2 protein-coding genes are annotated in these 2,315 nt (G+C 53.7%); both read right to left on the bottom strand.

The annotated features are described in order from the left end of the window. Positions 1-769: PLP-dependent transferase (locus H7A81_RS26880; protein WP_182059295.1), on the bottom strand; the 769-nt coding region annotated here is incomplete at its 3' end. A 133-nt stretch (positions 770-902) separates the two neighbouring features. Beyond that, positions 903-2,189 (bottom strand): TRAP transporter large permease, encoded by a 1,287-nt coding sequence (locus tag H7A81_RS26885; protein ID WP_034828425.1) that lies wholly within the window; start codon positions 2,187-2,189, stop codon positions 903-905. Between the last annotated feature and the right edge of the window lie 126 nt (positions 2,190-2,315).

A 2,315-nucleotide genomic window follows, 5' to 3' on the forward strand; every position in this document is an offset into this window, starting at 1 on the left:
CGACGCTCATCCGGTTCAGGCTGGCCGTATCGGCATCCACCATCTGGCCCACCAGGTACGAGTTTTCACGCAGCTGCGGCCAGCAACGTTCATTGGCGACGGCGGTGCCAATCATCGCATCGCTGTGACCAATAATGTATTTGGTGCCCGCCTGAATCGAAATATCGATGCCATGCTCCAGCGCGTTAAACAACACGCCCGCCGCCCAGGTATTATCAATCATGATGATCGCGTCGGGCGCTTTCGCGCGCACGGCGGCGACGATGGCGGGAATGTCCTGCACTTCCATGGTGATGGAGGCGGGAGATTCGAGGAATACCACACGCGTATTTGGCTGAACCAGTTCACTGATTTCGCTGCCGATGCAGTGATCAAAGAACGTGGTGGTGACATTCAGCTTACTGAGAATTTTGGTGCAGAAATCTTGCGTCGGTTCATACACGGCGCCGCTCACCAGAATGTGATCGCCCGCTTCGACAAAAGAGATAATCGCATTAGATACCGCAGCCGCTCCGCACGGATAAAGCGCACAGCCTGCGCCGCCTTCCAGTTCGGTCATGGCGTCTTGCAGCGAGAAGTGGGTGAGGGTGCCACGGCGACCATAAAAAAGCTCGCCCGATGCACGACCTGCCGTCGCCCGTTTTTTGTCAGCAACCGTGTCAAAAACCAGTGAAGATGCGCGCTGAATGACGCTGTTAACTGAGCCCTGAGTGTAACGTTTGCTTCGTCCCGCGCTAACCAGCGTGGTATCAATTTTATTCGTTGCCATCACTGCCTTTCCTGACACTTACCACAAAACATCCACGTTACCACGAAACACCGCAGTGGGTTGACCCTGATTGCGGATTATCGGAGTCAGTCGATGAATTGGCCGGGCAAAAGCGCGTCCCTGCGATTTCGCGTTACATCACACCCATGACATGCGGCAGCCACAGCGATAGCGCGGGCACGTAAGTGATCAGCATCAGGATGAAAAACAGCGTGACGTAGAAGGGCAGCATGGCCGTCACCACTTGCTCAATTTTCTGTTTACTGACGGCGCTGGCAACGAACAGCACGGTACCGACCGGCGGGGTGATCAGACCGATACCCAGGTTGGTCATCATAATCATGCCAAAATGCACAGGATCGATGCCCAGACTGGTGGCAACAGGCAGCAAGACAGGGGTTAAAATCAGAATAATAGGGGCCATGTCCATCAAGGTGCCGATCACCAGCAGTAACACATTGATGCACATAAGAATCACGTATTTATTATCAGAGATGCTGGTGAAGGCATCGGTGATCATGGTCGGCAGTTGCATAAAGGTCATCACTGCGCCAAAGCCCGCCGCAAAGGCAATCAATACCATCACAATGGTGACGGTTTTGATGGTACGAAACACCAGAATATGCAGCTGATTCCATTTGAAATCGCGATAAATAAACATCGTGACAAAAAACGCCCACAGGCAGGCGATCGCAGCGGATTCCGAAGCGGTAAAAATGCCGGAAAGAATACCGCCCAAAATAATGACGATGGTAAACAGTCCCCAGAACGCATCGAAGAAGATTTTCACCGCCTGACGCAACGGAATGGCTTCGCCTTTGGGATAACCGCGCTTGCGAGCGAACGCCAGGCACATCACCATCAAACAGAATCCCAGCATCAGCCCGGGGATAATACCCGCAACAAACAATGAGGATATGGTAACGACGCCACCGGTGGCCAGCGAGTAGATCACGGAGTTATGGCTGGGCGGCGTTAATACCGCCTGCACTGAACCGCTGGCGGTCACGGCGGCGGCAAAATCTCGCGGATAACCTTTTTGCTCCATTTGCGGGATCATCACCGACCCGATCGAGGCGGTATCGGCCACTGACGATCCTGAAATCGCGCCAAAAAATGTCGATGCCACGATATTCACTAACGACAAGCCCCCGCGGATAAAACCGACGAAGATATAGGCAAAGTTCACCAGGCGGCGGGCAATCCCTCCCTCGGCCATGATCGCCCCGGCCAAAATGAAGAACGGAATGGTGAGGAGTGAAAATTTGTTGACCCCGTTGGTAATCTGAATCACCACGGCTTCCAGTGGCAAATCGATCCACCAGGCGCCAATAAAGGCAGCAAACCCCACGGCAAAGGCCACCGGAAAGCCGACCAACAGCAGCAACACCAAACTACCAACCAGAATGAAAGCATCCATTTTAGTGCTCCGAATTTAGTGTGTGCCGCCCAGCGTCACCAGCGGACGCTGACTTTGATCGCCATTCAGTCTTCGCACGATCACAAACCGCAGCGTAAACACCGCGCCCAGCAGAATAGACCTGAA

The sequence above is a fragment of the Pantoea sp. ME81 genome, assembly GCF_903970985.1.
GTDB classification, from domain to species: domain Bacteria; phylum Pseudomonadota; class Gammaproteobacteria; order Enterobacterales; family Enterobacteriaceae; genus Pantoea; species Pantoea communis.

Coding starts and splice junctions, on each gene's coding strand:
- H7A81_RS26885 (WP_034828425.1), bottom strand. CDS start 2,189: ATGGATGCTTTCATTCTGGTTGGTAGTTTGGTGTTGCTGCTGTTGGTC.